At 67.2% G+C, this 23,746-nt stretch carries 21 protein-coding genes; 10 read left to right on the top strand and 11 right to left on the bottom strand.

The features are described 5' to 3' along the window. A partial coding sequence (locus tag IDF66_RS18195; protein WP_190268011.1) for an acyl-CoA dehydrogenase family protein occupies positions 1-1,187 on the bottom strand: 1,187 nt, incomplete at its 3' end. A 305-nt stretch (positions 1,188-1,492) separates the two neighbouring features. On the opposite strand from IDF66_RS18195, the gene IDF66_RS18190 reads away from it, so the two are divergent. The 4 genes from IDF66_RS18190 to IDF66_RS18175 all read left to right on the top strand — a co-directional run bounded on the left by IDF66_RS18190 (position 1,493) and on the right by IDF66_RS18175 (position 6,574). Then, the gene (locus tag IDF66_RS18190) at positions 1,493-2,854 is read left to right on the top strand and encodes an MFS transporter (protein ID WP_164307234.1); all 1,362 of its coding nucleotides are present in this window, start codon (positions 1,493-1,495) and stop codon (positions 2,852-2,854) included. A 123-nt stretch (positions 2,855-2,977) separates the two neighbouring features. Then, positions 2,978-4,111, top strand: coding sequence for a thiolase family protein (locus IDF66_RS18185; protein WP_164307233.1), 1,134 nt, complete (start codon positions 2,978-2,980; stop codon positions 4,109-4,111). Positions 4,112-4,127: 16 nt separating this feature from the next. After that, on the top strand, positions 4,128-4,892 hold the full coding sequence (locus IDF66_RS18180; RefSeq protein WP_190268010.1) for an SDR family NAD(P)-dependent oxidoreductase: 765 nt from the start codon (positions 4,128-4,130) through the stop codon (positions 4,890-4,892). Next, positions 4,889-6,574, top strand: coding sequence for a class I adenylate-forming enzyme family protein (locus IDF66_RS18175; RefSeq protein WP_223309731.1), 1,686 nt, complete (start codon positions 4,889-4,891; stop codon positions 6,572-6,574). Before IDF66_RS18180 ends, IDF66_RS18175 begins: the two co-directional genes overlap by 4 nt. 174 nt (positions 6,575-6,748) lie before the next feature. On the opposite strand, the gene IDF66_RS18170 is transcribed toward IDF66_RS18175, so the two are convergent. Both IDF66_RS18170 and IDF66_RS18165 read right to left on the bottom strand, forming a co-directional pair. Continuing rightward, positions 6,749-7,999 (bottom strand): HNH endonuclease, encoded by a 1,251-nt coding sequence (locus tag IDF66_RS18170; protein ID WP_190268009.1) that lies wholly within the window; start codon positions 7,997-7,999, stop codon positions 6,749-6,751. Between the two features lie 482 nt (positions 8,000-8,481). Continuing rightward, positions 8,482-9,723, bottom strand: a complete 1,242-nt coding sequence (locus IDF66_RS18165; RefSeq protein WP_190268008.1) for an acyl-CoA dehydrogenase family protein — start codon at positions 9,721-9,723, stop codon at positions 8,482-8,484. A gap of 119 nt (positions 9,724-9,842) precedes the next feature. Between IDF66_RS18165 and fabG the strand changes: the two genes are divergently transcribed. Both fabG and IDF66_RS18155 read left to right on the top strand, forming a co-directional pair. Further along, complete coding sequence (gene fabG / locus IDF66_RS18160; protein ID WP_190268007.1) at positions 9,843-10,601, top strand: 3-oxoacyl-ACP reductase FabG; 759 nt, start codon at positions 9,843-9,845, stop codon at positions 10,599-10,601. Positions 10,602-10,650: 49 nt separating this feature from the next. Beyond that, entirely contained in the window at positions 10,651-11,889 is a 1,239-nt protein-coding gene (locus IDF66_RS18155; RefSeq protein ID WP_190268006.1) for an acetyl-CoA C-acetyltransferase, read from the top strand. 19 nt (positions 11,890-11,908) lie between these two features. Here IDF66_RS18155 and IDF66_RS18150 read toward each other — a convergent pair whose 3' ends face one another. From IDF66_RS18150 to IDF66_RS18135, 4 genes are all read right to left on the bottom strand, one after another. After that, positions 11,909-12,778, bottom strand: a complete 870-nt coding sequence (locus tag IDF66_RS18150; protein WP_190268005.1) for a LysR family transcriptional regulator — start codon at positions 12,776-12,778, stop codon at positions 11,909-11,911. Between the two features lie 4 nt (positions 12,779-12,782). Beyond that, positions 12,783-13,685: a LysR family transcriptional regulator gene (locus IDF66_RS18145; protein ID WP_190268004.1), complete on the bottom strand. Its 903-nt coding sequence runs from the start codon at positions 13,683-13,685 to the stop codon at positions 12,783-12,785. A gap of 68 nt (positions 13,686-13,753) precedes the next feature. Continuing rightward, on the bottom strand, positions 13,754-14,515 hold the full coding sequence (locus IDF66_RS18140) for a crotonase/enoyl-CoA hydratase family protein (RefSeq protein WP_164307225.1): 762 nt from the start codon (positions 14,513-14,515) through the stop codon (positions 13,754-13,756). Then, positions 14,512-15,585, bottom strand: coding sequence for an MBL fold metallo-hydrolase (locus IDF66_RS18135; protein ID WP_164307224.1), 1,074 nt, complete (start codon positions 15,583-15,585; stop codon positions 14,512-14,514). The genes IDF66_RS18140 and IDF66_RS18135 overlap by 4 nt, the downstream gene beginning before the upstream one ends. A 193-nt stretch (positions 15,586-15,778) precedes the next feature. Between IDF66_RS18135 and IDF66_RS18130 the strand changes: the two genes are divergently transcribed. Beyond that, positions 15,779-16,945: a CaiB/BaiF CoA transferase family protein gene (locus IDF66_RS18130; RefSeq protein WP_190268076.1), complete on the top strand. Its 1,167-nt coding sequence runs from the start codon at positions 15,779-15,781 to the stop codon at positions 16,943-16,945. Positions 16,946-17,069: 124 nt separating this feature from the next. Here the strand turns inward: IDF66_RS18130 and IDF66_RS18125 are convergent, their stop codons facing one another. The 3 genes from IDF66_RS18125 to IDF66_RS18115 are packed head-to-tail and all read right to left on the bottom strand — an operon-like array spanning position 17,070 to position 20,097. Continuing rightward, entirely contained in the window at positions 17,070-18,218 is a 1,149-nt protein-coding gene (locus IDF66_RS18125) for a CoA transferase (protein WP_190268003.1), read from the bottom strand. A gap of 35 nt (positions 18,219-18,253) precedes the next feature. Continuing rightward, entirely contained in the window at positions 18,254-19,255 is a 1,002-nt protein-coding gene (locus tag IDF66_RS18120; RefSeq protein ID WP_190268002.1) for a MaoC family dehydratase, read from the bottom strand. After that, positions 19,252-20,097, bottom strand: a complete 846-nt coding sequence (locus IDF66_RS18115) for an HpcH/HpaI aldolase/citrate lyase family protein (protein ID WP_190268001.1) — start codon at positions 20,095-20,097, stop codon at positions 19,252-19,254. Before IDF66_RS18115 ends, IDF66_RS18120 begins: the two co-directional genes overlap by 4 nt. A gap of 176 nt (positions 20,098-20,273) precedes the next feature. Between IDF66_RS18115 and IDF66_RS18110 the strand changes: the two genes are divergently transcribed. Continuing rightward, a complete protein-coding gene (locus IDF66_RS18110; RefSeq protein WP_164307220.1) occupies positions 20,274-21,425 on the top strand; it encodes an acyl-CoA dehydrogenase family protein in 1,152 nt (383 codons plus the stop codon). Positions 21,426-21,445: 20 nt separating this feature from the next. Beyond that, positions 21,446-22,189: a GntR family transcriptional regulator gene (locus IDF66_RS18105; protein ID WP_190268000.1), complete on the top strand. Its 744-nt coding sequence runs from the start codon at positions 21,446-21,448 to the stop codon at positions 22,187-22,189. Between the two features lie 12 nt (positions 22,190-22,201). Here IDF66_RS18105 and IDF66_RS18100 read toward each other — a convergent pair whose 3' ends face one another. Continuing rightward, positions 22,202-23,011 (bottom strand): GNAT family N-acetyltransferase, encoded by an 810-nt coding sequence (locus IDF66_RS18100; protein WP_190267999.1) that lies wholly within the window; start codon positions 23,009-23,011, stop codon positions 22,202-22,204. A 100-nt stretch (positions 23,012-23,111) separates the two neighbouring features. On the opposite strand from IDF66_RS18100, the gene IDF66_RS18095 reads away from it, so the two are divergent. Next, entirely contained in the window at positions 23,112-23,645 is a 534-nt protein-coding gene (locus IDF66_RS18095) for a YtxH domain-containing protein (protein ID WP_190267998.1), read from the top strand. Positions 23,646-23,746 lie beyond the last annotated feature (101 nt).

The following is a 23,746-nucleotide window of genomic DNA, read 5'->3' as shown; positions in this document are numbered from 1 at the left end:
CGGTAGTCGCGGAGTAGTCCTTTGCTGATGATTTGTTTCTGGATTTCGCTTGTGCCTTCGCCGATGAGGAGGAAGGGGGCTTCGCGCATCAGTCGTTCGATCTCGAATTCTTTCGAGTAGCCGTAGCCGCCGTGGATGCGGAAGGAGGCCTGGGTGACCTCGGCGCAGTATTCGCTGCACAGGTATTTGGCCATCCCGGCGGCGACGTCGTTGCGTTCGCCGGAGTCTTTGAGGCGGGCGGCGTTGACCATCATCAGGTGTGCGGCCTCGACCTTGGTGGCCATCTCGGCCAGTGAGAACGCGATCGCCTGGTGTTCGGCGATGGGTTTACCGAAGGTGGTGCGCTGCTGGGCGTAGCGCACCGCCAACTCGAAGGCCCGCTGCGCGACGCCGCAGGCGCGTGCGGAGACATTGACGCGGCCGACCTCGACACCGTCCATCATGTGGGCGAACCCGCGGCCCGGGTCGCCGCCGAGGATATCGGTGGCGGGTGCGCGGTAGCCGTCGAAGAGGAGTTCGGTGGTGTCGATGCCCTTGTAGCCCATCTTGTCGATCGTGCCGGGGATGTTCACCCCGGGAAGTACCTCGCCGAAGCCCGCCGGTTTCTCGATCAGAAACGTGGTCAGATTCTTGTGTGGTTTGTCGTGGCCTTCCTCGGTGCGTACCAGGGCGGCGACCAGGGTGGATGAAGCGCCGTTGGTCAGCCACATCTTCTGGCCGGTGATCGCGTAGTCGCCGTCGCCGGTGCGCTTGGCCGTGGTCGTGATCGCCGCGACGTCGGAGCCCAGTTCGGGTTCGGACATGGAGAACGCGCCACGGATCTCGCCGGTGGCCATGCGTGGCAGGAATCGCTGCTTCTGTTCGTCGGTGCCGTGTTGGCGCAGCATGTAGGCGACGATGAAGTGGGTGTTGATCACCCCCGACACACTCATCCAGCCGCGGGCGAGTTCCTCGACACACAACGCATAGGTCAACAACGACTCACCGAGCCCGCCGTACTCCTCGGGAATCATCAGGCCGAACAACCCCATCTCGCGCATCCCGTCGACGATCTCCTGCGGATAGACATCGCCATGCTCGAGCTCCTGCGCGTACGGAATGATCTGCTTGTCCACAAACCGGCGAACATTCGCCACGATCTCGGACTGGATCCCGGTCAACCCCAGAGTTTGTGCGAGACGGGTCATCTGACCTCTTCTTCGATCGGCGGATTCTTGTCGTCAGGGCGCTCGACGGTGGCGGAGGGCACACCGGTGAACCCTCTCAGCATGCCTGCCGGACGTGCGCGAGGGAATGACGCGATCGGCTATCGATGCGTTAGCGGGAGCCAATGAGGCGTGGTCACCGGATGTACGCAGTCGACTCATAGGCAGTGGCAGTCCCACTCTTCGCCGAACGGACATTGTTCGCGATTGCGACGGGACGTTTCAATCGACACGGTGTGACCCACACCACCATCTCCGACCTTCCCCGCATTGCTGAAGGAGACTCCATGCCGACCACCAAAGTCGATCCGGACGCGGCGACCCAGGACTTTCCCGCGTCGACCGGGTTGCGCGACCGCGCCGGTTCACCACGAAAGGCGTGGGGACTGACCTCGCTACTGGTGGCGCTGTACGTCATCAACTACGCCGACAAGGCGGTGCTGGGCATCATCGCCCAGCCGCTCGCCGACGAACTCGGTCTGCGGTCCTCGCAGATCGGATTGGTCGGCAGCCTGTTCTTCCTGACCTTCACGATCGGCGGATTCTTCGCAGGCGCACTGAACCGTTGGTTCTCGCTCCGGTGGGCGTTGGTCTTGCTGGCGCTGTGCTGGGCATTCGCGATGCTGCCGCTGGTCGCAGTTGCTGCCTTCGCGGTGCTCATCGTGAGCAGGTTGCTGCTCGGATTCGCCGAAGGTCCCAGTTCTGCGTTGCTGCACACCGCGGCGTACTCGTGGCACCCGCCGGCGAAGCGTGCGCTGCCGGGCGCTCTTCTGGCCGGCGCCGCCTCCATCGCGAAGATCGCCATCGCGCCGATCCTCGCGCTGGTCACCGTGAACCTCGGTTGGCGCGCGGCCCTGGTGACACTCTCGGTGGCGGGGCTGCTGTGGTGTGTCGTGTGGCTGGCCACCTGGCAGGACGGGCCGTACATCTCCGGTGCCAAGGGCTCTGCGACGAGCCCGACCACAACGGCGGGCGAGGAGCCCGCTGTCCCGTGGGTGCGGATCTTCACCTCCCGGACGTTCATCGGCGGCGCTCTGCTGGTGATGAGTGTGTATGCCCTGGTCACGGTGGTCCTCACCTGGCTGCCCTCCTATTTCGAGGTCGGTCTGGGCTACAGCCGGTTGCAGGCGGGTTCGATGTTCGCGTTCCCGTCGATCGTCGGACTCGTCCTGATGCTGGTGACCTCTGTGGTCGCCGACCGCCTGATCTCACGGGGTGCCACCTCACGAAAGGTTCGGGTGATCGTGCCGTCTGTCGGCGTGCTGATCTCCGGCGTCCTGCTGTTCCTGCTGCCGTCGATCGGTACCCCGGCAGTAGCCGTGCTGGTCGTCTCGGTCGGCTACGGTTTCGCGACGACCGTCTTCCCTCTGATGAACGCTGCGATCTCGGAGATCTGCCCTCCGCGTCAGACCGCGGGCACACTCGGCGTGTTCTTGGCGATCATGGCGATCGGTGGCCTCGTCGCGCCGTATGCCACCGGTCTGATCGTCGATGCGGCGGCCACTCCTGCGCAGGGCTACGCCACCGCATTCCAGATCCTCGGACTCGTCGCGTCGGTGTGCGCGGTGATCGCGCTCGTCCTGGCCGATCCCGAACGCGACAAGATGCTGGTCCGGCGCGGCCTGGTGGACGACGCGACCCGTCCATAGGTTCGGGCTATCCGTCCGTGAGCATGAATCGACTTGTGATCCACCGTGCTTCATGGTCGATTCGAGTGGGGCCCGATGACCTCAGCACAGCAATCCGATCCACCGTCAGTAGAAGGAAGTCCCATGCGTGATGCAGTGATCGTCGACGCCGTCCGTACCCCGATCGGACGCCGCCGGGGCGCCCTGTCGGGAATCCACCCCGCCGATCTGTCGGCCCACGTCCTCGAGGCCCTCGTCGAGCGCAGCGGCATCGACCCGTCGGTGATCGATGACGTGGTCTGGGGCTGCGTCAGTCAGACGTCCGAGCAGGCGACCAACATCGCCCGGACCGCCGTCCTCGCCGCCGGCTGGCCCGAATCGGTCCCCGGCACCACGGTCAGCCGAGCCTGCGGATCGAGCCAGCAGGCGGTCAGCATGGCTGCGGCGGCGGTGATCTCCGGTCAGCAGGACGTCGTGGTCGCCGGTGGTGTCGAGTCGATGAGCCGGGTGCCGATGGGCAGTGCGGCGCCCGACGGCGAGAATCAGCCGGCCACGGTGCTCGACCGATACGGGGTGGACCGCTTCAGCCAGGGGGTCGGCGCCGAGATGATGGCCGAGAAGTGGGCACTGAGTCGAACCGCTCTCGACGAGTTCTCCCTGCGGTCCCATGAGCGTGCGGCGACCGCCGCCGACAACGGGGCCTTCGACGGGCAACTCGCACCCATCACGGGCGTTCTCGAAGGTGACGAGGGAATCCGCCGTGGGGGGACGCTGGAATCGATGAGCACGCTCAAGCCTGCCTTCAAGGACGACGGGGTGATCCACGCGGGCAATGCCTCTCAGATCTCCGATGGTTCCGGCGCGCTGCTCGTGATGGGCGACGACACGGCGAGGAAACTGGGACTCTCTCCGATCGCCAGGGTGCACACGGCGGTGGTCGCCGGCGACGACCCGGTCATGATGCTCGCCGGCCCGATCGCCGCGACCGCGAAGGCACTCGAGCGTTCGGGCCTTTCGATCGGGGACATCGGCGCCTTCGAGATCAACGAGGCCTTCGCCCCGGTCCCGCTGGCGTGGCAGATCGAGACGGGTGCCGATCCCGAACGTGTCAACCCGCTCGGCGGTGCCATCGCCGTAGGCCACCCGCTGGGTGGTTCAGGCGCGATCCTGATGACGAGGCTGATCCATCACATGCGCGACAACGGAATCCGCTACGGGCTGCAGTCGATGTGCGAGGCAGGCGGCATGGCCAACGCGACCATCGTCGAACTCGTCTGAAAACCAAAGGAACACAATGGAACTCAAAGGTCAGTCCTTCGCCGTCACCGGTGGCGCATCGGGGTTGGGGCTAGCAACGGCGAACCGCATCGTCGACGCAGGGGGACAGGTCACGGTGATCGATCTGCCCACCTCAGACGGCGCAGCCGTCGCAGACGAACTCGGGTCGTCGGCGAGCTTCGCCCCGGCCGACATCACCGATCGTGAGCAGTTCGCTGCCGCCCTCGACGTCGCCGACGAGCGCGGCGGTCTGCGGGGGCTGGTGCACTGCGCGGGTGCCGGACGGCGGATGCGCGTGCTGGACAGGGATGGCAAGGCGGGATCGCTCGAGGACTTCGAGTTCGTGATCAATCTGAACCTCGTCGGCTCGTTCAATGCCCTCTCCCTGGGTGCCGAGCGGATGGCGCGGCTCGACGAGATCGACGGCGAGCGCGGCTGCATCGTCCTCACGGCCTCGGTCGCCGCCTTCGAGGGGCAGATCGGTCAGATCAACTACAGCGCCTCGAAAGCGGGCATCGTCGGCATGACGATCGTCGGAGCGCGCGACCTGGCGAGCAAACTCGTCCGGGTCAACACGATCGCACCGGGCACGATGGACACGCCCCTGCTGGCGCGGCTGCGCGACGACGTCCGTGCGTCTCTCGCGGCCAGCATCCCGAATCCGTCTCGCCTGGGCAAGCCGTCGGAGTTCGGGCAACTCGCGGTCTCGATCCTCGAGAACAGCTATCTCAACGGCGAGACGATCCGCCTCGACGGAGCGATCCGGATGGCACCGCGATGAGTGATGCGTCGACGAAGGCCCGCAACGGGGCCGCCGCTTCTCACGGGTCGACCCAACTCCACTATCCCGACGTCCCGGTGGCCGCACTGCCGCCGAGTATGGCGCGGATGTACGGCGATCGGGCGGCCGTGGTCGACGGTGACCGTGTGTTGAGTTACGACGAACTCGACGTCGAAACCGGCCGGGTCGCAGCGGCGTTGCGAGCGTCCGGGGTCGACTATCTCGACGTGGTCCTGCTGCATCTTGCCAACAGCATCGAGTTCGTCGTCGCTTACTACGGTTCGTTGCGCGCCGGGGCTACGGTCACGCTCGTCAATCCGCTCCAACCCGTTCCCGGCTTGCGGGCGCAGCTCGCCGAAACGGGTGCGGTGGCAGCGTTCACCGGAGCCGAGCAACTCGACCGTCTGCTTGATGCGGCCGGCGAAACCCGACTTCTCGCCGTGGTGCTGGCCGAGCCCGACGCGCCGTCGGCACCCGCTGGGGTGGTGACGCTCGCGGAATTCACCGCGGGCCACTCCGTCGCCCCGGCCACGTCGGTGACTTCCGCCGACGTCGCGCACCTCGCTTTCACCGGCGGCACCACCGGGGTCTCCAAGGGTGTTCAGGTGTTGCACCGCAACGTGATCGGAAACGTCACCCAGATGGTCGGGTGGCGCGCCGGGCACGCGGTGATCGAGGGCGACGACGGGTACGTCCAGCTCCGATCACGAGGTGGTGAGAGTCGGGGAGTGGTCCCCGGCGACGCCGCCACCGTCGTGGTGTCGCCGCTGTTCCACGCGCACGCCCTCATCAACATGTCCTTCCTGCTGCTCTGCGGTGCGACCCAGGTGCTGGCGGGACGGTTCGATCCGGCGAAGATGCTCGGTCTGATCGAACGGCATCACGCGACCTACATCACCGGCAGTCCGGCGATGTGGCACGCGTTGGCCACGCACCCGGACGTCGGGAGCCGTGACCTGTCGTCGGTTCGGGTGGTGTCATCGGGCGCTGCACCGATCGACCGGGTGACACTCGAGTTGCTGCAGGCGGCCTTCCCCTCGGGGGCGGTCGTCGAGGGATATGGACTCACCGAGGCAACGTGCCTGGTCTCGTCGGCGCCGCTGACGAGTGACGGTGATTACCGGCTCGGCAGTGTGGGTTTGCCGACATTCGACACCGCGATCGAGATCCGCTCGGTCGATGACCCGCACACCGTGCTGTCGGCGGGTGAACGTGGCGAGCTGTGGGTCCGCGGACCTCAGGTCACCGCCGGCTATCTGGGCCACCCCGAGATCACGGCCGCGCAGTATCTCGACGGATGGCTCGACACCGGCGACATCGCCTACCGCGACGACGACGGTTATCTCTACATCTGTGACCGTGCCAAGGACATGCTGATCTACAAGGGCTACAACGTCTATCCACGCGAGCTCGAGGAGATCCTGGTCACGCATCCGGATGTTGCCTCCGCTGCCGTGGTCGGGCGTGAGGCGGGCAGTGTCGGTCAGGAGCCGGTCGCGTTCATCGTGCCCAAGGACGGCCACGTGGTCGACGAGGAGCTCGTCCGCGGTTTCGTCGCCGAGCAGGTGTTGCCGTACAAGAAGATCCGCGACGTCATCGTCGTGGACTCCCTGCCGACGTCGGCTGCGGGCAAGATCCAGAAGGTCGCGTTGCGCGGTCGGCTGGCACCCACGGCCCGCTGACCGAGTGGCGTCGGTTGCCACTCGGTCAGCGGCGGCCATGCGTGTTTCACACTGTGGAGTTGTCAAGGAACACTGTGGAGTTGTCAAGGAACGGTGCGGTGTTCGCCGCTGATCGGTCAGTTGTCTGCCGGGTTGGCGTTGTCGACGTCGAGTGTGCTTGAGGTGGAAGCCATTTCAGGCCGCAGCGGGTAGGTCGTCGAGGGTCATGCTGCGCCGGTTGTGGGCGGGTATGGGTTGTCGACGTGGGTCGAGGGTGGCCGGTGGGATGAGCCAGGGGTGTTTGTCGAGGCCGATGGTGACGTCCCAGCCGTTGTGATGGACGTCGGCGTGGCATGACGGGCACAGCAGACAGCCGTTGACCACGGCGGTCTCACCGCCGTCGGCCCAGTGCACGATGTGGTGGGCATGGGTGCGGGCGGCCGGTGCACCGCACTTGATGCAGCAGCGATCACGGACATAGAGGGCCTTGCGCATCGCGGCGGTGAACAGTCGCTTGTCGCGGCTGATGTCGAGGGGAACCTTCTCACCGTCGACGATGACAGTGGTGACGCTGGCATCGCATGTCAGTTGCGCCAGGGTGGCTTCGGTGACCGATCCCATGAACTGCAATGATGCCTGGATCGGCGCATCGGCGGGCACCGTGATCAGCACCTGGGTACGTGGTGCCGATGCGGTGTCGCCGCCGCGGGAGGCGATGTCCAACAACGTTTCGAGCGCATCGGCCTGCCGACGTTCGATCGACCGGGCGTCGGCGGATCCGTCGGGTTCGGGCCGCGGAGCGCCGAGTTCCTCCATCGCGGCCCGAAACTTCTCGCCGACCTCGGTGTCGAGGTCGGCGCGTACCTGTAGGCGGCCGTCGCTGTCGGCGGCATGGGTGAGGGCATTGATCGAACGGTCCTCGGCGGCCGGCAAACCGCCGTCGGTGGTCGCGGCGAGCTCGTTGCCGATCACCCTGGCGCGCGCGGCGATCTGGGCGGGAGTCGCTCCGAAGAAGAACTGGCCGAGCAGATCGGTCAGCTGCCCGTATCGGGTGTCGTCGTCGACCGATTCGGGTGATCGCTTCGCGATGTGTGCGATGCCGGTGACGATCGCATCGATGTGCTCGGCAGAGATCGCACCATCGGCGGCATGGGCATGCGCGGTCGGCAGGGCGGCCGTCGAGGCCGCGATCCGGATCAGTCGCGCAGCGACGTTGGGCGCGAAGCCCATGACGATCAACAACTCTCGGAGCTTGCGTCCGTGGCTCTCGCCGACGCCGAGCCGTTCGAGGTGACCGGTGAGAATGGCCGCGTGATGATCGATCAGATTTCGCAGCGTCAGAATCGTGCGCATCGCCTCGAACGCGCCGCGGCCGGACATGTCGTCGGCGAATGCGACATCGCGCAACGAATCGGCGATGGTGGACAGCTCAACCGTGGTGGTCATGTACAGCCTCTCGGATAACGCGGATGCGCTTGCAGGGCATCGTCATCGTTGTCTCTGGTCGACCAGAACCGGGTGTCCTGCGGTCGACCGGCTGTCATCATTTCGGCTTGGTGGAACCAGACTATCTGCGGGCACCGACAAGATCGGCGGGGACGTGAATTCTGTCCACATGGTCGGCATCCGCGACAGTCGTTCCAGGCGAGACCGATTCGTACTCGTCGGGATCCCGCAATGGTCGAGTGCCTGCCGCATCCGCCGATGAGGAAGCACTACGGTGGCCGTTTGGCCGTTGCAGCCTCGGAGACCGCGGTGCTGAAATCGGATTATCGGCGGCCACCGACACGATGGGCGGGGCCGGGTCAACCGGACAACCGTTGCAACGTCGGATATCGGTGGTCACCAGCCGCCACACTCGTCCGTGACACCTCGGGTGGCGGCCCCTGCGATCAGTTCAGTGCCCACGAGGTCGAGGGGCACGGCAATCAGCCCCGTTGCGCTCGCTTCACCAGATTCCGGCCGATGATCAGCCGCTGGATCTCGCTGGTGCCCTCGTACAGTCGGAGCAGGCGGACGTCGCGGTAGATCCGCTCGACGGGCACGTCGCGCATGTAGCCACTGCCACCGTGAACCTGCACAGCCAGATCGGCGACCTTGCCGACCATCTCGGTGCAGAAGAGCTTGGCCGCCGACGGTGCGATCCGTCGGTCCGTCTCGTCGACCCACGCGCGCGCCGCATCCCGCACCATCGCGCGTCCGGCCATCACTCCCGCCTGCTGGTCGGCGAGCATGGCCTGTACGAGTTGGAACTCGCCGATCGCGGTGCCGCCCTGGGTCGCGGTGGCGGCCCACGTCACCGATTCGTCGAGAGCGCGCTGCGCGGTACCGACCGACAGAGCCGCGATGTGGACACGGCCTCGTGCCAGTGAGGTCATGGCTGCCCGATAGCCGACGTCCTCGCTGCCGCCGACGAGCGCCGAGGCAGGCACCCGGACGTCATCGAAGTGGACATCCGAGGTCCACGCGCCTTCCTGTCCCATCTTGCGGTCCTTCGCGCCGATGGTGATACCCGACGTCCCCGCGGGAACCAGGAACACCGCGATCCCGGTCCCGTCGGAGTCGGCCATGCGCTCCGAGGATTGAGCCCGCTCGCTGCGCTCCCGGCGCTCGGTCCGCGCGAACACCACGAACAGGTCGGCCAACGGCGCATTGGTGATGAATCGCTTCTCGCCGGTGATCACCCAGTCGGCGTCATCTCCCGATCCGGCGCGAACCGCCTTGGTGCGCAGTCCGGCCGGGTCCGAGCCGGCGCCCGGCTCGGTGAGCGCGAACGAGGCGACCACCTCGCCCGAGGCGATCTTCTCCAGCCAGGTGCGCTTCTGCTCATCGGTGCCGAAACCGACGAGTACCTGGCCGGCGATACCGTTGTTGGTGCCGAACATCGACCGGAGCGCCAGCGACGTGTAACCGAACTCCATGGCCAGTTCGACGTCCTGGGTGAGGTCGAGGCCGAGGCCGCCCCACTCCTGCGGGATCGCGTAGCCGAACAGGCCCATGTCCTTGGCGGTGGCCCGGATGTCGTCGGGGATCGCGTCGCCGTCGAGGATCTCCTGCTCACGCGGGACGACCTTCTCGCGGACGAACTCACGCGTGGCGGCGAGGATGTCCGCGAAGTCCTCGGCGGACACCTGGGATGTGGCAGCTGCTGTGTTCATGACACCGGTCATCCTCCCACTGTGGCGCCCTCGGCGGGCGCGGTCCACTACGAACTCGCTACTGCACGGATAGCCGCTTCGAATGGATCGGCGGGGGTCGATTCGGTGCGGCGGCCGGTAGATTCCGTCATATGGACTCTTCTGCACCCAACACCCTCCTGGACGGGCGGACCGCGGTCATCACCGGTGGTGCGCAGGGCATCGGACTCGAGATCGCACGGTCGTTCGTCGACGCGGGTGCACGCGTGGTGCTCGGTGACCTGAACGAAGAGGCCGCCCAGGCCGCGGTGGAGAAGCTCGGCGGCACCGACGTCGCGCGCGCCGTGCGGTGCGATGTGACCGACTCCACCAGCGTCGATGCGCTTCTGGCCGAGGCCGTCGACGGCTTCGGTTCGCTGGACGTGATGGTGAACAATGCCGGCATCACCCGTGACGCGACGATGCGCACGATGTCCGAGGACGACTTCGACCTGGTGATCTCCGTGCATCTCAAGGGGACGTGGAACGGTACCCGCAAGGCTGCCGCGATCATGCGCGAGGCCAAACGCGGTGCCATCGTGAACATCTCGTCGCTGTCGGGCAAGGTCGGGATGGTCGGGCAGACGAACTATTCGGCCGCCAAGGCAGGCATCGTGGGCATGACCAAGGCCGCCGCCAAGGAGATGGCACATCACGGGGTACGGGTCAATGCGATCCAGCCCGGTCTCATCCGGTCCGCGATGACCGAGGCGATGCCGCAGAAGGCGTGGGACCAGAAGATGGCCGAGATCCCCATGCAGCGGGCAGGCGAGGTCGGTGAGGTGGCCTCCGTAGCTCTCTTCCTCGCCTCTGACATGTCCTCGTACATGACCGGGACGGTGCTCGAGGTGACCGGCGGGCGCTTCATGTGAACGCAGCCCGCCGCCGACACCGTGGTTCGCCGAATTCGAAAGGCTTGCAATGAGAGACACTGTTTTACGTGACGTGGTGATCTGTGAACCCGTCCGCACCCCGATCGGCCGGTACGGCGGCATGTTCAAAGACGTCACCGCCGTCGAACTCGGAGTGACCGCGTTGCGCGGCATGCTTGATCGGACCGGGCTCGCGCCGGATGTGGTCGAAGATGTGGTCCTCGGGCACTGCAACGGCAACAGTGAGGCGCCGGCCATCGGCCGGGTCGTCGCACTCGACGCAGGCCTGCCGATCACGGTGGGCGGCATGCACATCGACCGGCGATGCGGCTCCGGGCTGCAGGCGGTCGTCCAGGCCGCGTTCCAGGTCGCGGCCGGCGACAATGATGTCGTGGTCGCCGGTGGGACGGAATCGATGAGTAATGCGTCGTTCTACTCCGTCGACATGCGCTGGGGCGGCGCCCGAACCGGTATCGCCATGCACGACAGCCTGGTTCGTGCCCGGTCCACCGCCGGAGGGCAGAACTACCCGGTGCCCGGTGGCATGATCGAGACCGCGGAGAATCTCCGGAAGGAGTACGAGATCTCCCGCGAGGAACAGGACGAACTCGCCGTCGAGTCGCACCTGCGTGCGGTGCGGGCACAGAAAGACGGCATCCTCGCCGAGGAGATCATCCCCGTGACCGTCCGCAGCCGCGGTGGCGAACAGATCATCGACACCGATGAGCATCCGCGTCCCGACGTCTCGCCGGATTCCCTCGCCAAACTCAGGCCGATCATGGGGAAGGCCGACCCGGACGCGACCGTCACCGCAGGCAACGCCAGCGGCCAGAACGATGCGGCGGCCATGTGCATCGTGACCACACCCGACGTCGCGGAGAAACACGGTCTGCGCCCGCTGGTGCGGCTGGTGTCCTGGGCAGTCGCCGGAGTCCCACCGCGCACGATGGGTATCGGGCCGGTGCCCGCCACCGAGAAGGCGCTGGCCAAGGCGGGTGTGACGCTCGCCGACATCGACGTGATCGAGCTCAACGAGGCCTTCGCCGCGCAGGCGCTGGCGGTGACGCGCGAGTGGGGTTTCGGACGATTCGGTACCGGTGGCGGCTTCGATCGCACCAACGTGCACGGGTCGGGGATCTCGCTCGGCCATCCGGTCGGCGCGACCGGCGTGCGCATGCTCGCATCCCTGGCGCGGGAGATGGTGCGCAACGACGTCCGCTACGGACTGGAGACGATGTGCATCGGCGGCGGCCAGGGGCTGGCGGCGGTGTTCGAACGCGTCGTCTGAGTCCAGGCGCGCACCGGGATCACGGCGATTCGCGGATCAGGTCGACGAATGCGTGTCCCACGGGTGACAGGCCTGCCGGGTCATAGGTGATCGCGAACGGCCGGACGAACCGCGGTTCGACGGTACGTACGACGACGCGATCGGCGGCGGCCTCGGCCATCGTCTTCTCCAGCAAGGTGCCGCCGATACCCGCCAGCACCATCGGCAACCGTTCCTCGCGATGCTCCGACAGGACCGCGAGCGGCGGTCGGACACCGGCCACTCGGATCGCCTCTTCGATCTCGTCGGCGACCGAGTGCCCGCGTGGGACGAACACCATGGGGATCGTGGGCAGTTCCGCCAGCGGGATGGGCCCGTCGGGGACCTGCGATCCCGGCGGATAGACGAGCAGGTACTCCTGCTCACCGAGCACGATGACCTCCAGATCGTCACCCGCGATGGGGAGATGGGCGACGACGAACTCGCAGTGTCCGTCCTCGATCACCGAGGCCGCCTGCGTCTCATCGCGCAGCTCGCCGAAACGGACACCCACACGGGGGTACTCACGACGGAACCGCGCGATCAGCTCGACGATCGGCCCGCTCGCCATCGCGGGGGCCGCGAGGATGTCGAGGCGGCCGGTCAGTTCGTCGGCCGATGCGGACAGCAGATCCTCGACCGCGCCGACGTCCCGCACGATCTGACGTGCCGGACCGACCATCGTCCGGCCGGCGGCGCTGAGCACCATGCCACGGCCGATGCGATGGAACAGCTGTACGCCGAGTTCGCGCTCGAGAGCCCGAAGTGCTTGTGACACAGTGGGTTGCGCGACGCCAAGGGCCCCGGCGGCACCGCCGATGCCCTCGTGTTCGACAACTGCGAGAAAGTACTCCACCTGACGTAGTTCCATCGTCCTACCAGTCGCCGAACTCGGTCGGGTCCGTGGTGACACCGACGTGCCCCTTGGCCACCGCGATGAAGGCCATGGCCGCAGGCGAGGGCCGACCGGCCCGGAGGACCAGACCGAAGGCCCGGGTCAACGGCGGGTCGAGCCGCAATCGCCGACTGCCCGGCATCTGCTGTTCGGCGACCACCCGAGGCGCGACGGTGGCGCCCGTGCCACGTTCCACCAGGTCCCAGGTCGCCGTCGGATGGGCGCAGTCGACCACAACGTTACGGGCGTCGTCGTCGATGAGGTCGCCGATGATCGCCGACGAGCCCGGATCGGCGATGTCGAACACGAGTGGGATCGAGCGCACCAGCCTGCGGGGCACCGGATCGGTGAGGCCGGCCGCCAGATGCGGCGGGGCGGCGAGCACGAGTTCCTGCGCGCCGAGGGGGATGGCGGTGAAGGTCGCGTGCTCGGCCGCCGCATCCATGAGGCCGATCTCGGCCTCACCCCGTCGCAGGGACGCCAGCACACCGCTCGGTCCGTCGGCCGCGACGACCCGCGCCGCGAGGCGCGGGAACCGTTCCCGGAACACCCGGATCATCTCCACCACCGGGTCGATGCTGAACGCGCCGTGGGTGACGATGTCGACCCGTCCCGCGCGTAGTTCGCGCACGGCCTCGACCTTCGCCTTGGCCCGGTCGACGTCGGCCAGGATGCGCCGCGCGGCGACATCGAGTTTGCGGCCGGCCTCGGTGAGTTCCAGGCGACGCCCGGTGCGGTCGAACAGCGTGACGCCGAGCCGCCGCTCGAGCGTCCGGATGGCCTGGGAGAGGGACGGCTGCGAGATGTAGAGCGACTGCGCCGCCTTGGTGATCCCGCCGTGGTCCACCACCGCTACGAAGTAGGTGACGAGGTGCAGGTCCACGTCAGTGATGGTACGGATCGTCGATTGCGTCGGGGCCGGTCACGGGCGGTTGCCCGTGACCGTCGGGATCACTGTCCCGTCCAGTTGGGGGTCCGCTTCTCGGCGAATGCGCGCGCACCCTCCTGTGCGTCGGCGGAGGTGAAGACCTGCCCGAGGTGCTTCCACTGTGCCTTGAACAGGTCGGCGTCGGTGTAGTCGATGGACATGGAGACCACCTGCTTGGTGGCCCGCACGGCCAGCGGTCCGTTGGCGGCGACGGTCGCGGCGAGTTCGCGAGCCACGGTCAGTGCCTCGCCGGGTTCGGCCAGCCGGTTGACCATGCCGAACTGGTGGGCGCGCTCGGCGGTCATCGGGTCACCGGTGAGCGCCATTTCCATCGCGAGCTGGTAGGGCAGGATCTTCGGCAGCCGCTGCAGACCGCCGGCCGCTGCTGCGAGGCCACGCTTGACCTCTGGGATGCCGAATTTCGCGTCACGCGCGGCGACGATGAGGTCTGCACTCAGGGCGAGTTCGCATCCACCGGCCAGGGCCCAACCCTCGATGGCTGCGATCAGCGGCTTCGCCGGGGGCGCCTCGACGAGTCCGGCGAACCCCTTGCCCTCGATGTTCACGTTCTCGCCGCGGGTGAATCCCTTGAGGTCCATGCCTGCACAGAAGGTGCCGCCCGCGCCGGTGAGGATGCCGATGGTGATGTCGTCGCGGGCGTCCATCTCGTCCACCGCGGCCGCGATGCCCTCGGCCACCTCGCGGTTCACCGCGTTCTTGGCCTCGGGCCGGTTGATGGTGATGACGGCGACGCCGTCGGCGAACTCGGTGAGAACTGCGGTCATCGGGAAGTCTCCTCGACTGTGGTGGACGGTGTGGTCAGCGACCATCGGATGGGGACACCCTCGGTCGGGCTCAGGATGCCTCGCTGCTGCAGGACGACCAGGTGTGCGTTGGTCTCGCCCAGTGCCATTCGGCTGAGCGGGACCGATAGCTGCTCGAATGGTCGCGACCACGTCACCGAACGGGTGATGTCCCAGGCTGTGCTCTGGGGCTCGGCCGCCACGGCCGCCGTGATCTCGTCGAGTCGTTCCTCATGGTGTGCGAGGAGATGTGTGACGCGGTCGGCGAGCCCACGGAACCGGTACTCGTGGGAGGGCAGCGCTTCGAGGTCGGGCAGGTGCTCGGTGTTGGCCAGCGAGATCAGATACTCGGACAGCGGGTTGTGTGACTGGAACCGATTCGTCGAGACGTTCGGGCTGATCCGCGGCAGCAGGTGGTCGCCGGTGAAGATGACCCCGGCGTCCTCGTCGACGAAGCAGAGGTGGCCGGCGGTGTGTCCCGGGGTCCACAGCGCCCGCACATTCCACCCCGGCAGATTCAGTGGGTCGCCGTTGTCGAGTTCCACATCCATGGTGCGACCGTCCGGCAGGCGGGCGATCTCACGGAATCCGGTGTCCACGACGTCGGTCGGTGCGCCGTGGATCTCGAGGTCCCGCTGCGCGCCGTCGATCTGTCGTTCTATCTCCGCCTCGGTGACATGGTGCAGGTGGCGCGCATCGTTGTGGTGCATCGCGAGCACCGGATCGGCGTGCTCGAGCAGCCGCGGCACCAGCCCGAAATGATCGGGATGCAAGTGCGTGATGGAGACGTGGCGGACGTCGGCCACATCGTGCCCGGTGGTGTGCAGACCATCGACCAGGGCACGCCACGATTCGTCGGTGTTCCATCCGGTGTCGATCAGGGCGATGCCGTCGGGGAGCGCCAGTGCGTAGATGAGTACGTACCGCAGCGGGTTCGACGGCATCGGGACCGGGATCGACCACAGGCCGGGCCGGACCTCCTCGACCGGGGGCAGTACCTTCTCGGCCCATGCCTCGCGCTGACGATGGCCGGTGACCTCGATCGTGGTCATTTCACCTCCAGATGATGCCGCCGATGATCCGGACGGTTGCGGCGATCAACTTCCATCGGATCATGAGGGGTTCGTCATATTCAAAGTGGGTCCGACTCAGACACGATGAGGAAGGTTCTATGGCAGTGGGAGATGCGCGCCGTTGACGCGTTGTGGGTCGGCAGGTGATGGTTGCCCGGTGGATGCCGATCAGATGCCCCTGCCGCTGGCCGGGATCACCGTGGTAGCGCTCGAGCAGGCCGTCGCGGCGCCGCTGGCGACGCGACATCTCGCCGACATGGGTGCCCGCGTCATCAAGGTGGAACGCGTGGGTGAGGGCGACTTCGCCCGGAACTACGACGACGCAGTGCACGGCCTCGCATCGCATTTCGTCTGGCTCAACCGTGGTAAGGAGTCACTGGCCCTCGACCTGAAGTCGTCGTCGGGGCGCGACGCGTTGCGCCGGCTGATCGACCGCGCCGATGTGTTCCTGCAGAATCTGGCGCCCGGGGCCGCGGCACGGCTGGGGTTCGGTGCCGACGAACTACGTGCCGATCATCCGGACCTGATCGTCGTCGACATGTCGGGATACGGCGACGCCGGTCCGTACCGGGAGCGCAAGGCCTACGACATGTTGGTGCAGGCGGAGGCGGGTCTGATCTCGGTGACCGGCACTGTCGACGAGGCGGCCAAGACCGGTATCCCGACGTCGGACATCGCCGCAGGCATGTACGCCTTGACCTCGATCCTCGGTGCGCTGGTGCGGCGTGGGGTCACCGGAGTGGGGGCTGCGGTCTCGGTCTCGATGTTCGACGCGACGGTCGAGTGGATGGGGCATCCAATGTACATGCGGCTCTACGGCGACCGGCAGATCGCGCGTTCCGGCGTGGGACACGCGGCGATCGTGCCGTACGACCGCTATCCGACCAGTGATGGCGAGATCCTCATCGGGGTCCAGAACGACCGTGGCTGGCAGGTCCTGGCCGGCGAGGTACTCGGACGCCCGGATCTCGCCGCCGATCCCCGCTACGCCACCAACATCGGCCGGGTCGGCGCCAGGGTGGACGTCGACGCCGCGGTCGCGGCCGAGACCAAGCGGTTCACCACCGCCGAACTCGACGAAAAACTCGCTGCGGCAGGCATTCCGGCCGCCGAGATCCGTGAGCTCGACGGCGTGGTGGCGCACCCGCAACTGTCCGGACGCGATCGGTGGCGTGAGGTGGACACCGAGGCGGGCCCGATCCGCGCGTTGCTGCCCCCGATGACCTTCGCCGACGTCGAGCTGTCGATGGGGGCGGTGCCCTCCCTCGGCCAGCACACCGAGGCAATCCTCGCCGAGCTGGCTCACGACGAGACCGACCCGGCGCGGGTGATCGAGTAGGGGACGAGCGTGGTGAGGGGGAACGGGTGTATCGAGATCGCCTGTTGCTCGGGTGGTCTCGATACGCCGCTCGCTACGCTCGCGGCTACTCGACCGGCGGTGGGTGGGCGGTGGTTGAGTGCGGCTACGGGGCCGGCGGGGGATTGTCGGCGCCGAGTTCCGATGCCGGTCCGGTGACGTAGTGCTCACCGTCGAAGGCGGCGGGATGGCCTGCGGCGAGAAACGTCCCGATCCCCGGTTGGTCGAGTTCGGCGAACATCGGGTTGGTTGTCAGCACCCCCGACGCGACGACCTCCTCGAAACTTCGGTAGCGCTCCCAGAGCACCGATGATCCGCCCAGCGCCGCAGTGACTTCCGCACTGCTGTGACGCGCGAACCACGGCTCGAAGAGCGCAGTCAGCACCGCCCGGTGGGTGAAGCGGTCGGCCTCGCTGCGAAAGTCGGCGCCGAGCGCCTTCTCCACCGCCTCGATGGCGTCGCCCACCTCGGTCAGCGCGACCAGGTCGCGGAAATGGCGTGGCGTGAGCGCCACGATCATGAACCGGCCGCCGTCCGCGGCGACGAAATCGGTTCCGTACGTGCCGTAGACGTCGTTGCCGGTGCCCACCCGTCCCCGGCCGTTCACCTGCGGTTCGGTCAGGTAGCCGAGCGTGCTGGCGATCGAGAGGGCGGTGTCCTCGAGCGGCAAGGTGATGTGTGCGCCGATGCCGCTGCGTTCGCGTCGACGGACTGCGGCCGAGATGGCAAGGGCCGCATACAATCCACACGCCATATCCCACGCCGGCAGCACATGATTCACGGTGCCGGAGTTGGTGACCGGTCCGGTGATCATCGGGAACCCGAGGCCCGCGTTGACGGTGTAGTCGACGCCGGGCGTGCCGTCGGTGCGCCCGAGGATCTCGCAGGTGATGACGTCGGGCCGTAGCGCCGAGAGGGTCTCGTGGCTCATCCACGACCGTCCCGCCGAGTTGGTCAGCAGGATTCCGCCCCCCGCGACGGGATCGGACACCAGACGTTGCACCAGCGACTGCCCTGCCTCGCTGCGCAGATCCGCGGTGATCGACCGCTTGCCCTTGTTGAGGCCGGTCCAGTAGATCGACTCACCGCTGTCGGTGAGCGGCCATCGGTGCACGTCGGCCGCACCGCCCACCGGGTCGATCCGGATCACCTCGGCGCCGAGCTGCGAGAGGGTCAGTCCGGCCAGCGGCGACGCGACGAAACTCGACACCTCGACGATGCGGAGGCCGGCGAGCGGCTTCTCGGGGGTGGTCATGATCGTGCTCCTTCGGGGGTACTCATGTCAGGGGGTTACGCCATGAGGGCGCGGAAACGCCAGTCCAGGACGGGGCGTGGGCCGTCGGCGTCGTGCGCGACCACCACCGACCGCAGGTCGAGCAGTCCGCCTCCGCCGTCGAGGGCGATTGCCTGTTCGACAGTCAGTTCGCTGGTGAGCGTGTCACCTTCCCGGACCGGTCCGGTGTGGTCGCACGCCTCCCAGCCCAGCACGGTGACCAGGTTCGGCAGGGCGCGATTGGCCTGGGCGAGAGCCACTCCGATCGTGTGTCCGCCATAGACCAACCGCCCGGCGGTGCCGACCCGCTCGTCGTGATGCGTGGCCGCGATGTTGAGGGTGAGGCGGGCGAGCTCCGGCGCGTTCGACACGACGTCACCGCTCGACGCGTACACATCACCGGTGAGGTCAGGAGAGAAGTGTTGTCCGCGAACAGACTCCCGGAATGCGGCGAGGTCCCAGTCCGGCATGACCGACTCGGTGGAGTGGTCGGCGCCGATGGCGGAGAGGTCGTCGGAGGCACGGACACGTTCTGGGTCCGGCGAATCACTCAGCGGTAGCATCGCGCATCGGTAGAAGTCGAGCACCACGGCACCCTGCTGATCGGTGGTGACGATGTGCAGCGCGGCCAGTCCGGTCGGGGCACGACCGGGTTTCGGCGAGTTCTCCCGCAGCCCGACCACTTCGGTCGTGGTGCTCAACGTGTCCCCGACGTGCGGATGGCGCAAGAATCGCAGGCCGCGATAGAACAGGTTTGCCTTGACATGATGGGTCGCCAGCGTGGACTGGCCGATGGCCAGGTCGCAGATCAGTCCGGGGTGGGCGATCGCACGGTCGCGACCCGTGATCCGCTCGGCCAGTGAGACGTCGAGAGCGAGGCGCATCCGGTTGCCGACGATGGCCTGGTGGGTCGCCGCCATTCCCGATGTGATGGTCACCGACGGTGCGTCGTCAAAGATCTGCCCGATGGTGAGCTCGTCGAAGTAGGGGCCTCCGACCTGGATGGTCGCGCCGGTCATGCGGGGTCCGCCTTGGCGAGGACCCGGCGCGCCGAGACGGCGAGCGCCTCGTCGAGCATCCGCCCGTCGAGAGCGGCGGCACCGTCACCCCGTGCAGCGGCCTCGTCCAGCGCGTCGAGGACTCGTCGCGCATCGGCGACCACATCGGGGTCGGGCGTGAAAATGGCTTTCGCCGAATCGATCTGGGCCGGGTGGATCACCCAGGTGCCGTCGAAGCCGAGATCCCGGACCCAGGTCTTCGCATTCCGGAACGCATCGTCGTCGGCGATGGTGAGATGCGGTCCGTCGACCACCGAGACGCCCGCCGCGCGGGCGGCAGTCAGCACGGTCTCCTGGATCGGATGCCAGACGAGTTGCGGTGCGGTCGACGAACGCCCCAGCGTTGCAGCGAGATCCGCGTAACCGATGATCACCGCGTCGAGCCGATCGGACCCGACGCAGATGGCGGCGATGTCGCGGATGCCCGTCGGGGTCTCGACGAGGATCTGCAACCGGGCAGGCGAGTTGCCGAGGAGCCGATCGGCATCCGTGAGTTGCTCGGGCGACTCCGCTTTGGGGAGCACCACCGACCCGAGTGACGATCCCATCGCGGCACATGCGGACAGATCTGGCTCGACCCAGTCGGTCCCGAACGCGTTGATGCGGATCGACACCGGGCGAGCGCCACCGAATTCCGCGACGAGTGCAGCGGCGGCGTCGCGGGCGGAGTTCTTGTTCTGCGGCGTGACCGCGTCTTCGAGGTCGAGGATCACCTCGTCGGCGTCCGAGGCGAGTGCCTTGCGGGCCTTTCGATCATCGGAGGCGGGGGCGACCAGGACGGCCCGGCGTCTGTTTGTCTGCACGAAATCCTCGATCCCAGGTACGGCCAAATGTGCGGCCAAATCGGTGTCCCCAAGAACACTTACCAGACGCGCGGGTGCAACGGAAGTGCGTGACAGGCCTTGACAGCGCGACCGGGTAGGGCAAATATGGCCGTACAAATAGTCACGAATGTATTGCTGCTGTGTGAGGTGGGTCCATGAGCAACCTGAACGCCGAAGAGTCGTTTCTCGTCGAGACCGTGCGCGCGTTCGTCGACCGCGACGTCAAGCCGACGGTGCAGGAGGTCGAGCACGCCAATGAGTACCCGGACAAGTGGATCGAGCAGATGAAGCAGATCGGCATCTACGGTCTCGCGGTTCCGGAGGAATTCGGCGGTTCGCCGGTGTCGATGCCCTGCTATGCCCAGGTGACCCAGGAACTCGCCCGGGGCTGGATGAGTCTGGCCGGCGCGATGGGCGGTCACACGGTGGTCGCGAAGCTGTTGACCGAGTTCGGCACCGACGAACAGAAGCAGCGCTATCTGCCTCGGCTCGCGACCGGCGAGGTGCGGGCGACCATGGCGCTCACCGAACCCGGCGGCGGTTCGGATCTGCAGAACATGTCGACGGTGGCCAAGGTCGACGGCGACGACCTGGTCATCAACGGTTCCAAGACGTGGATCTCCAATGCACGGCGTTCAGGTCTCATCGCGTTGCTGTGCAAGACCGATCCCGCCGCGCAGCCACGGCATCGGGGCATCTCCATCGTGCTGGTGGAACATGGCCCGGGACTGACGGTCTCGCGTGATCTGCCGAAGCTCGGGTACAAGGGTGTGGAGACCTGTGAGCTCTCGTTCGACGACTACCGGATCTCCCGGTCGGCGATCCTCGGCACCGAACCGGGCAAGGGATTCGGCCAGATGATGAAGGGACTGGAGACCGGACGTATCCAGGTCGCCTGCCGTGCATTGGGAGTGGCCACCGCGGCGCTCGAGGATTCTCTTGCCTACGCCCAGCAGCGCGAATCGTTCGGGCAACCCATCTGGAAGCACCAGTCCATCGGCAACTATCTGGCGGACATGGCCACCAAGCTCACTGCCGCACGGCAGTTGACGTGGCATGCGGCCGACCAGTACGACCGTGGCGAACGCTGCGACATGGAGGCAGGCATGGCCAAGCTCTTCGCGTCCGAGGTCGCCATGGAGATCGCGCTGAACGCGGTCCGCATCCACGGCGGCTACGGCTACTCGACCGAATTCGATGTCGAACGCTACTTCCGGGACGCTCCGCTGATGATTGTCGGCGAGGGCACCAACGAGATCCAGCGGAATGTCATCGCGGGGCAACTCGTCGCCCGGGGCGGGATCTGAGCGATGGTGAGGGTTCCGGGATGAGCGCACGAGACACGAGCGAGCCAGCCTATCGGGCACTGGCCGGGACACTTCGTGCGCGGATCGCGGAGGGCCGCTACCGCGGCGGAGTCCGACTGCCCACCGAATCGGAACTGTCCGACGAGTTCGGTCTGAGCCGGCAGACGGTGCGGCGTGCGTTCCAGGATCTGGTCGCCGAAGGTGCGGTGTACCGGGTGCCGGGCCGTGGCACGTTTGCCACCGAGGGCAACGGGCGGTACCTGCGGCAACTCGGATCCATCGAAGACCTGATGAATCTGTCGGCCGACACCACCATGGAGGTGGTGTCGGCACCCCGACGGCAGGTCGACCTCGACGCGGCCGGTCGCCTGCGGTTGGACACCGACCTGGTGTATCGCATGGTCTTCCGCCGGTTTCACGATGGTGTGCCCTTTGTCCTGACGACGGTGTGGTGGCCGGAGTCGGTGGCGCGACCGGTGATCGATCGACCGGAGGTGGCGGCCGGGGCCACCAGCGCGCACACCATGATCGGTCTGCTCGAACCCCACCTGGCCCGTCCGATCGTGGAGGCTGCACAGTCCATCACGGTCGCCGCCGCTGATGCGTCGGTGGCCGAGCAGGTGAATTGTCCGCAGGGCCATCCGATGCTGCGGGTAGACCGCCTCTACAGCGATGCCGAGGGGAACGCCGTCGAATTGGCCGTCAGTCACTTCCTGCCCGAGCACTACACGTATCGGGTCACCTTGCGACGGAGTAGCAGCTGACCGGTGGCGCGGTCAGTCGCCGGTCGGCTCCACCACGTAGTGGCCGGATCGCAGGAACCGGATCGCGCGCCGGGTTCCGGCGGGATCGAGGAGCGGGGCGAGCGCGGCGCGCAGGGCGATTCGCCACCGTGCCGCGACGACCGGATGCGTCCGCCGCATCGCCTCGATGTCGCGCGGGACCGGAATGACCACCGCCGAACCGGAACCGATGTCGGTGACCGCGCGAGGCTCGCCTTCGACGACGTCGATGCCGAGGCGCGCGCCTGCGCCGAGTAGGTCATCGGCGGTGTCGGCGGGCGCCGGTGGCGCGGGAGAGCCGAGCGACCAGGAGACGAGCAGCCGATCGCTCTCGTCGCCGCCAGCGAGTTCGTCGGCCAGTTCGCCGTAGAAATCTCGGTGGTAGGCAACCGGCACCGCGCCGAGCTTGGCGAGGTTGAAATAGGCGTTGCGCGCAACGAGAGGATCGAAGGTCCAGGTGATGGTCTGCAGGCCACGCGCCACCGCCCACTCACGCTGGTGCATCTTGAGTGCATGGCCGACGTTGTGGCCGCGGCCGATCCGGGACACCCCGGTGACGTGGCTGTGCAGCGTCCGACCGACCGGCGCCGCGAAGAAGCCCACGCTCCCGCCAGCCAACCGGTCGCCGACATACGCGCCTGCGACGTAGTTCCCCGCGTGGGACAGGGCGCGGAGCATGTCGACACTCACCGGCCGGTTGCCGGGGTCGGGGTGCCACACGTCGTCGAACACGTGGGTCAGTTGCTGGAGATCGGCGGGGGACGACAGCTCGTGGATCTCGACAGCGGTCGACGTGTGCGGCATGACCTCATCCTGTCATCGTCGCCGCGGATCACGGGCCGAGTCCGGCCAACCATCGGTGCCCTGCTCAGGAGGCCCGGGCAGCGCATTAGGATGACCTGTCATGGGTCGTGCGACGCCTGATCGGTCGCCGGATGTGCTGACGCGCGTCGCGGCGGGCGTCGTCGTCCCGGTGGTCGCGGTGGCCGCGCACGGTCTCGGGGCAGGCTCGGTGCCGGGCTCGGCCGGTGTGCTGCTCAGCGGGGGCATCGGCGCCCTCGTGGCGCTGGTACTCGGCAGTCAGCGGCGGCGGTCGGCGACCACGGCCACGCTGCGCACTGCGGCCCTTCTGACGCTTGCCCAGATCGCTTCGCATCTGTCGTTGATGGCCGTTCAGACACCGTCGTCGACGATGCACCACGACGCGCTCCTGCCGATGCTGGTCACACATATGATCGCCATCCCGCTGAGTGCGGGACTCATCGTGGCTGCGGCCGGCCTGCTGCGGGTACTCACCTCGACGGTGCGGCGTCTGTTCCCGCCACCGCGGGTCGTCGCGTCTCCACCCGTCGTTCCCGTGCGCTGGGTGGCGCCCTATCTCTACACCGGTGTCGTCGTCGGAGGGGTCGGGGTCCGCGGTCCGCCCGCACTGCCCTGACCCGATTCGCCAGCGCCGTCCGACTCCTGTCGCGACGCGGTGGCACCTGCGCGTGCCGGTACGCCTCTGATCGTGCCCGGCTGACGCGGGGCGATCATCAC

Source organism: Gordonia hankookensis (assembly GCF_014673215.1).
In the GTDB taxonomy this organism is placed as follows: Bacteria; Actinomycetota; Actinomycetes; order Mycobacteriales; family Mycobacteriaceae; genus Gordonia; species Gordonia hankookensis.
The sequence above is the reverse complement of the archived record's forward strand: the minus strand, read 5'-3'. Positions and strand labels throughout refer to the sequence as shown.

Bases quoted from the DNA above. Each gene is read 5' to 3' on its own strand.
- IDF66_RS18190 (WP_164307234.1), top strand. From the start codon at position 1,493: ATGCCGACCACCAAAGTCGATCCGGACGCGGCGACCCAGGACTTTCCC.
- IDF66_RS18185 (WP_164307233.1), top strand. From the start codon at position 2,978: ATGCGTGATGCAGTGATCGTCGACGCCGTCCGTACCCCGATCGGACGC.
- IDF66_RS18180 (WP_190268010.1), top strand. From the start codon at position 4,128: ATGGAACTCAAAGGTCAGTCCTTCGCCGTCACCGGTGGCGCATCGGGG.
- IDF66_RS18175 (WP_223309731.1), top strand. From the start codon at position 4,889: ATGAGTGATGCGTCGACGAAGGCCCGCAACGGGGCCGCCGCTTCTCAC.
- IDF66_RS18170 (WP_190268009.1), bottom strand. From the start codon at position 7,999: ATGACCACCACGGTTGAGCTGTCCACCATCGCCGATTCGTTGCGCGAT.
- IDF66_RS18165 (WP_190268008.1), bottom strand. From the start codon at position 9,723: ATGACCGGTGTCATGAACACAGCAGCTGCCACATCCCAGGTGTCCGCC.
- fabG (WP_190268007.1), top strand. From the start codon at position 9,843: ATGGACTCTTCTGCACCCAACACCCTCCTGGACGGGCGGACCGCGGTC.
- IDF66_RS18155 (WP_190268006.1), top strand. From the start codon at position 10,651: ATGAGAGACACTGTTTTACGTGACGTGGTGATCTGTGAACCCGTCCGC.
- IDF66_RS18150 (WP_190268005.1), bottom strand. From the start codon at position 12,778: ATGGAACTACGTCAGGTGGAGTACTTTCTCGCAGTTGTCGAACACGAG.
- IDF66_RS18140 (WP_164307225.1), bottom strand. From the start codon at position 14,515: ATGACCGCAGTTCTCACCGAGTTCGCCGACGGCGTCGCCGTCATCACC.
- IDF66_RS18135 (WP_164307224.1), bottom strand. From the start codon at position 15,585: ATGACCACGATCGAGGTCACCGGCCATCGTCAGCGCGAGGCATGGGCC.
- IDF66_RS18130 (WP_190268076.1), top strand. From the start codon at position 15,779: ATGCCCCTGCCGCTGGCCGGGATCACCGTGGTAGCGCTCGAGCAGGCC.
- IDF66_RS18125 (WP_190268003.1), bottom strand. From the start codon at position 18,218: ATGACCACCCCCGAGAAGCCGCTCGCCGGCCTCCGCATCGTCGAGGTG.
- IDF66_RS18120 (WP_190268002.1), bottom strand. From the start codon at position 19,255: ATGACCGGCGCGACCATCCAGGTCGGAGGCCCCTACTTCGACGAGCTC.
- IDF66_RS18110 (WP_164307220.1), top strand. From the start codon at position 20,274: ATGAGCAACCTGAACGCCGAAGAGTCGTTTCTCGTCGAGACCGTGCGC.
- IDF66_RS18105 (WP_190268000.1), top strand. From the start codon at position 21,446: ATGAGCGCACGAGACACGAGCGAGCCAGCCTATCGGGCACTGGCCGGG.
- IDF66_RS18100 (WP_190267999.1), bottom strand. From the start codon at position 23,011: ATGCCGCACACGTCGACCGCTGTCGAGATCCACGAGCTGTCGTCCCCC.
- IDF66_RS18095 (WP_190267998.1), top strand. From the start codon at position 23,112: ATGGGTCGTGCGACGCCTGATCGGTCGCCGGATGTGCTGACGCGCGTC.